At 63.1% G+C, this 6923-nt stretch carries 4 protein-coding genes; all 4 read left to right on the forward strand.

Features of this window, described 5'->3' with window-relative positions:
- Positions 1-511, forward strand: a 511-nt coding sequence (locus BMI01S_RS42220) for a hypothetical protein (RefSeq protein WP_218002768.1), incomplete at its 5' end; no start/stop codon positions are given.
- Between the two features lie 241 nt (positions 512-752).
- Complete coding sequence (gene bcsA, locus BMI01S_RS35330; protein WP_154671502.1) at positions 753-2963, forward strand: UDP-forming cellulose synthase catalytic subunit; 2211 nt, start codon at positions 753-755, stop codon at positions 2961-2963.
- A complete protein-coding gene (locus tag BMI01S_RS35335; protein WP_028232937.1) occupies positions 2956-4479 on the forward strand; it encodes a cellulose biosynthesis cyclic di-GMP-binding regulatory protein BcsB in 1524 nt (507 codons plus the stop codon). Before bcsA ends, BMI01S_RS35335 begins: the two co-directional genes overlap by 8 nt.
- Positions 4480-4700: 221 nt before the next feature.
- Positions 4701-6668, forward strand: coding sequence for a tetratricopeptide repeat protein (locus BMI01S_RS35340; protein ID WP_154671503.1), 1968 nt, complete (start codon positions 4701-4703; stop codon positions 6666-6668).
- Positions 6669-6923 lie beyond the last annotated feature (255 nt).

A 6923-nucleotide genomic window follows, 5' to 3' on the forward strand; every position in this document is an offset into this window, starting at 1 on the left:
GTCACGCACAGGCGCATACCGGCGTGCCCTGCAGAACCAGCGCGACGGCCTGCTCGCTTTCGCGGGCCTGCTCGACACAAAACTCGACGCCATTGCACGAACGCACAACGGGGCGCGCCATCTCGTGCGCGAGGTCTGCATGCTGCATCGCAAGTCCGAAACGTCGAGTGTGTTCTGGCAAGGGTGGAATCGCCTGCTAGCCCGCATCGGCCGCCCGTTTCACGGCGTCTACGCCGCCGTATCCGGGGCGCTGCATAGCACACCACGCAGCAGCTCGCTGGTCGAAAATCTCAACTCGCGACTGCGCGTCTACCTGACCAACCGGCGTCATCTGAAGGGCGGGCGGGCCTGGCTTGGTCTGCTGCAGTTTGTCTTCAACCATCGCCGCTTTGCCCGCAGCCGATGCCCTGAGCGAACTGGAAAGAGCCCCAGGGAACTGATGAGCGGCGAGCCTCACGATCACTGGCTGACGCTGCTCGGATTCGGCCCACTCCAGCCTCAGCGAACCTGACATCGGCAGGTCGTCGCCGGCCTCCATTTGAACCCCACTCCTTGTTATTCCTGCTTTCTTACGCAGGCTGCTTCCGCTCGTCTGTGTAACGCAAAAATCGCGCTTTTTGAACCACGCCTTCGCTCTCCGTATTCAGCTCCCGCGCAACGAGCGATGGCAAGCGGGTGCAGGCATGTGCATGCCAGCGCCCGGCCCCGCTGCCGGAAAGGCATGAGCGGCCGGATCGCGAACGCGTCCACCATTGCGACGGACGGGCGCCGCTGCCCGGATAGCGCCATCGGCAGTGACCAACTATGATCATATGAAACTTCGTCGTTTTCGGTTTTTCGGGCTTCCTAGCATGCAATCCAGAATACATCAGATTGTCGCGCTCACCCTGCTGGTGACGCTGGCCGCACTGGCTGTCCTGTCAGTTGGCCTGCCCCACCCGGAGACCCAGGCGTGGATCTTCCTTGCATTGTTCGGGCTGCTCGTCTCCATCCAAACGCCCAGGACGCGCCCGGTGCTGCTCGTCTTCAGCGGCTTCGTCATCGTCCGTTACATCGCGTGGCGCTTCGAGGCCTTTCCGGTTCATGGCGGTCTGCCTTCGACGCTCGCCGCGGCGGCGCTGCTCGCGGCTGAACTGTACTGCATGGGCGTCGTGCTGCTGGGCTACTTCGTCAGCGTCCGGCCGCTCGAACGTCGGCGGCTTCCACTGCCAGCCGACCCTGCCGAGCTTCCCGTCGTCGACATATTCATTCCGACTTACTCGGAGCCGCTCTGGGTGGTGGCCCCGACCGTATGCGGCGCAGTAGAAATCGATTACCCGAAGAACCGTTTTCGCGTCTACGTCCTGGACGACGGATTTCCCCGTTCCAGAACCGCAAAAAGTCCCGCGCAGCGCCAGGCGCTCGCCGAACGCGCCGGGCAGCTGAAATCGCTGTGTGAAAGACACGGCGCGACCTATCTGACCCGCGATTCAAACGAGCATGCAAAAAGCGGCAATCTGAATGCCGCGATGCAAAGCACATCAGGCGAGCTGATCGCGATCCTCGACGCAGATCATGTGCCGACACGGGACTTCCTGCGCTCCACCGTCGGCTTCTTTATCCGGGATCCGAAAACGGCCCTTCTGCAAACACCGCATTTCTTCACGAACCCGGATCCGCTCGAGAAGAACCTCGGACTTTTCAACCAGATGCCCGCCGAGAACGACCTGTTCTACCGTGCGGTTCAACCGGGCCTGGATACGTGGAACACCTCGTTCTTCTGTGGCTCCGGTGCGCTCGTCCGGCGCTCGGCCATCGAGGAAATCGGTGGTTTTTCGACCGAGTCGATTACCGAGGACGCGTCGACGTCAGTCAAGCTGCACCAGCGAAGCTGGCGTTCGGCGTACCTGGGCCGGCCGATGGTGGCCGGTTTGCAGCCTGAGACGGTGTCGGGGTTTCTCGTCCAGCGGATTCGCTGGGGCGTTGGCATGATGCAGATCCTCATCAGGCAGAATCCGTGGCTCGTCCGCGGTCTGTCGCCTGCCCAGCGCTTCTGCTATTTTTCGGTCGGCCTGTTCTGGTTCTTTCCCTTCGCGCGCCTCGTGACCTTTGCTGTTCCGATCATCGGCATCGTGTTCAGGCTGCAGATGTATCCGGGTGGGACCGAGAGCCTCGTTGGCTACACGCTGCCCTATCTCACGGTGGCGTTATTGACGGCGGAGCGGCTGAACGGACGCTTCCGGCGCATCTTTTCGTCCGAGCTCTACGAGACCCTCCAGGCGTTCTACATGCTTCCGGCCCTGGTCGGCGCACTCATGCGTCCCAACGCCCCGACGTTCAGCGTCACGCCCAAAGGCGAACAGAGCCAGACCGACTTCATCAGCCAGTTCCGTCTGCCGTACTACGGCATGTTCGTCGCGAGCACGATCGGTCTCGTCTGGGGCATCGTCAGGATCATCCAGGAACCCGGCGCCCGCCCCATCCTTACGGCAGCCGTGGTGTGGATCAGCTTCAACCTCTTCCTCAGCCTGGGTGCGCTCGGCGCACTGCTGGAAAAAGCGCAGCGTCGCTCAAGGCCACGCATCGATATGGACGAGACGATCACCATCGTCGGCGAGTTCGGTGAGAAAGAGGTGCATCTGCTCGATGTCAACGAGCTGGGCATGCGCATACGCGTGCCGGAAGGGCTGAGGCTGGACCGCTTTGAAGTCCGTTTCCGTCAACATCTGCTGGCAGCGCACGTGATCGCGCCCGTCGACAAGACGACTGGCGTTTATGTCGCGCTGTACGCGCCCAGGACGCCCGAAGAGGAACGCGCTGCCGTGGTCCTCGCGTACGGCGACAGCGAACGCTGGCTGCGGCTCTGGAAGCAGCGGGAAGCGTCGGCAAACCTCGCGCGGTCCCTGCTGGGCATGCTCGCCGTTTCGCTCAGAGGCGCGCACGCGCATGCCCGCCATGTAGGCCGCAAGGGCTTCCGTGGTTAACCGGCTCGTTCGTCTCGCTGTCGCCTGCCTGCTGGGCCTCGTCGCACTGTCTGCGGACGCGCAGACCGTCACGAGGCCGTTTTCCTCGCTCCGGTCGAGAGGCGGTGCCGCCGCTGCGGCACACGCGCTGATCGTTGAACTGTCTCCGCGAGAGGCACTGAGCGGTGTTCATCTCCAGCTCGCGTCGGACGTTGCACCGGAGGACGGCACCCGATACGCCATCTGGGTCAACGGCGCTCTGGTCGCAGACGTCGATGCGAAGGGCGCGGTACAGACCATCGCGCTTTCGCCACAAGCCTTCGTGCCGGGCACCAACAGCGTTCAACTGGCACGCGTGCCGCACTCCGCGACGATCACCGGACAGACGGCGTACTCCGATACCGCGCCCATCAACGATGCGCGCTCATCCATATCGCTGGACTTTGCGGGGCTGCGCCCGAACCCGGCGCCGACCCTGGCACAGCTTCCGCTCGCGTTCGACGCCCGGGCATGGATGCCACGCAACGTTACCGTTGTGTTGGGACGCCAGTCACCATCGCCAGGGCAACTGCGCGCGGCGGCGCTCACCGTCGAAAGCATCGCCGCGCGCATGCGGCAGGTCGATGTCACGGTTGCGTATCAAGGCGACAAGGCGATCATCAAACGGGACGACCCGGGTTCATGGGGAATCGACAGGGACACCGCCCGCGCAGGCGACGTGCTGCTCGTGGGTACGCGCAGCGCTCTGGCAGACGCGTTGCCCCCGGCCGTTGCTGATGCCATCAACCGCCCGTTTCTCGGCGTCTACCCCGCCAACGAAGGCAGGTCCGTCATCGTCGTGGTTTCCGGCATCACCGAGACCGATTGCCTGCGTGCTGCGCAGGCGTTTGCCGATGCCTCGACAATGTTCCCGGCGCGCGCGAACATGACACCCGACGCCGCAATGGCGATTCACGTTCCCCCGGCGCAGCTCGTGATATCCCTTGGACATCCGGACGCCGCGCTCGTGCGCGCCGCGCTAAATTTCGCCGCCATCCATGTCCGCACAACAGGCTTGCTGGCGGAAGTCACATTCACGTACTCCGCTGACATCACGAACACGGACTTCTTTTTCGGCCCGGCCACGTCGCTTGATGCGCGAGTGCTTCGTCAACTGCCCGTGTTTCCACCCTTGCAACCAGGCCAGGCAGTGTCCCTGACGGGCAACCGTGGCGCGCATCGGTTCGTCGCTGTGCTCGGCGACAATGAGACTTCGGTGGCCCGTACCATCGACATGTTGCGCCAACCAACGAAGGGGTTCCTTCTCGCTCAGGGAGCGACGCTCTTCGACACCACGACTGGATCGGCGAAGCCGCTCGCGCTCGCCGAGCGCTCGGGCATTGCGCGTCTGCGCCTGCTTCTAGCCGATCCCATTGTGTTCTGGTGTGTGCTCACGACACTGCTTGCCCTGTCGTACATCTTTCTGAACATGACGCTGAAGGATCAGGTGAAGAAGCGATTCGATCAATCTTCCTATTCTGATCCATCACCGAAATGACGACCACGAATCGCACGCTAATCGCGCTCGCTGCCAGTCTTCTGTTCACCTGGCACGCTCTCGCCCGTGCGGAACAGCCAACCCCAACGAAGTCCCCAGGTCCCGCTTCCGCGATGCCGGGCCGGGAGGCTGACGCATGGGGCAATTCGCCCGCCGCGCAAGGCTCCGTCAGGCTGGTTCAGCCACAGGCGCCCCAAAGCTCTGCTAGGCCGCAGGCAGCAATGCCCCCGAATTCACACTCTGCTGTCAGCCGCCATCCCGCGTACACGGCGACGAAAGACCCGATGTGCTCGAACCTGCCTGCAAAATGGAATCGCGGACAGGCGCTTGCGGAATCAGGACGGACCGCGCAGGCCTATGGGCTCTATCTGGAACTGCTTCGCGTCTGCACGAATCCCGGCGAGCTCTCGGGTACAGCATGGAAGGCGGCAAAAGGACTGCCGCCGGCGGACGTGGACCGCCTGATCGCGGACCCCGTGTTCGAGCAGCCCTCGCTGAAGCCGGTCCGTAACGAGCTGAGGCTGCAGCGCATGTATGCGGAAAACGAAGCAGGCCACGATGCGAACGCGCTCGCCTACTCGAGAGCGCTTCGCGCAGATCCGTCGGTCAAGCTCAATGCGTCCGCACTGGAAGTATCCGGCTGGCTCGAAGACCGCGCGCACGACGACAGGGCCGCAGAGGCGCTGTTTCGCGAGGCACTGAAGACGGCCAGAGACCCGTCGTCGGCACGGCTCGGACTCACGCTGTCACTCATGCATCAACAGCGGCTCGTGGAAGCGGAAGCCGAGTCACGCAACCTGGCGACGCCACAGGGCAAGCGCCTGCATGCCGCGATCGAACTCGCTCTCGCCAAGGACTCGCACGACTCCGCACAGGTCGACGCAGCGCTCAGGCTGGTCGAGGAGGCCGGCGACGCGACGGAACCGGCCACGCGTGCGCTCGCGGGTTGGGCACTGCTCAACAGTGGTCGTCCCGCGCAGGCCGAACAGATTTTCTCGAAGCTTCATGAGGCAGTGCCCGGGAACGACGAATACATACACGGTCTCGTGTTCGCCGCAGCTGCCAATCGCGACTATGAAACGCTCGACACGCTTGTGAACGAGAACCCGAACATCCCACCGGTTGCCCGCCAGACGCTGGCCGATCACGACGAGCGCCTGGGACTCTACGACCGCGCGCGAGCCCTGACGGGTCATCCGTCCGAGGGGCAGGAGCCATCGCTGCAATCGCTGTTCACGCTGGACCGGAAGTCCGGCACGGCTGGACAGGACAAGTTGACTGTCTGGACCATTCCGCAACTTTCGATCACGATGCTGGCGTCTCCATCGTTGACCGTGCGCATCGACGGCACCGCGCTTCGGCTGGACGACGGAGTGCAGCACGCGTGGGGGAAGCTGCTGGGCACCACGGTGCGTACCGAGGTCGGTCAAGGCGTGCTGTTTGCGGGTGCGGCACTCGAAAAGCCTGGCGAAGGACCTGTCCAGGTACTTGGCAAGGTTCAGTATCAGCGGATGGCCGAAAGCGAAGATGAGTTCCTGCGGGTGACCTTGAGCCGCGACAGCATCTACGATTCGCTTCGCGCATTCGAGGGTGCGCCCTCCGCCGGAACCGGGCCGGCCATTTCGTCTTCTCTTGAGGTCGCTGCGCGGCAGGCAATTGGACGCAGTGCATTCCATTTCGGCGAAACGCTGTCGGGCGGTGCGGTCACGGCAAGTGGAACGGCCGTCAATCCGTTCTATGCGATCAGCCTCTCGCTTACCCGGGACTTCCGCGCGAAAGGCTGGAGCTGGCTCAATGCGGGCCCGGAGATACGCCTGAGTTCGTACCGGTATGACGCCAACCGGTTCGACGGTCCCTATGGTGGGTACTGGAGCCCGAAATCGAATCGCGAGGCTGGCCTGGTCTTCTATGCGCAGTCAGATGAGGGAAGCCGGTTTCTGTTCAAGACGGGTGGCCGGTTCGGCTATGCGACGCGCGAGCTATTCACGGGCCACGCGTCGGGCGCCTTTGGCGAGGACACGACGACGATTGCCGGGCTGCTTGCCCGTCACCTTATCGTCGGTACGGGCATCGGATATCGCGCTTCACCGGGCTACCACGACATGAGCGTCTTTGCCTGGCTGAAGATTCCGTTCGAGCCGCGTGGGCATCTGCGCGCAGCCGATCTTGTGACGCCGCGAGGCTTCTAGGGAAGGTCTTATGTGGACGCCTCCCGGATTGCAAACAGTGTTGCGATTTTTGGCTTTCAGGTAAAGGCAGCACGCTTATACATGGCCTCGTCCCGTTTGCCAAATGATCTGTTCTACAGCGGGCAGGTTTGGATTGCATATATACATTCGGCCTGTTGATGGCACCGTTGTGCCTGGCCCCAATGGATTTCGCCCGGCGACTCCTTCTTATATCCACGGCTTCGAGAGCCCTACGTAAACAGACGTAAGAAGAGC

Origin of the sequence: Paraburkholderia mimosarum LMG 23256 = NBRC 106338, from assembly GCF_000739815.1 — a bacterium.
Classification (GTDB): Bacteria; Pseudomonadota; Gammaproteobacteria; order Burkholderiales; family Burkholderiaceae; genus Paraburkholderia; species Paraburkholderia mimosarum.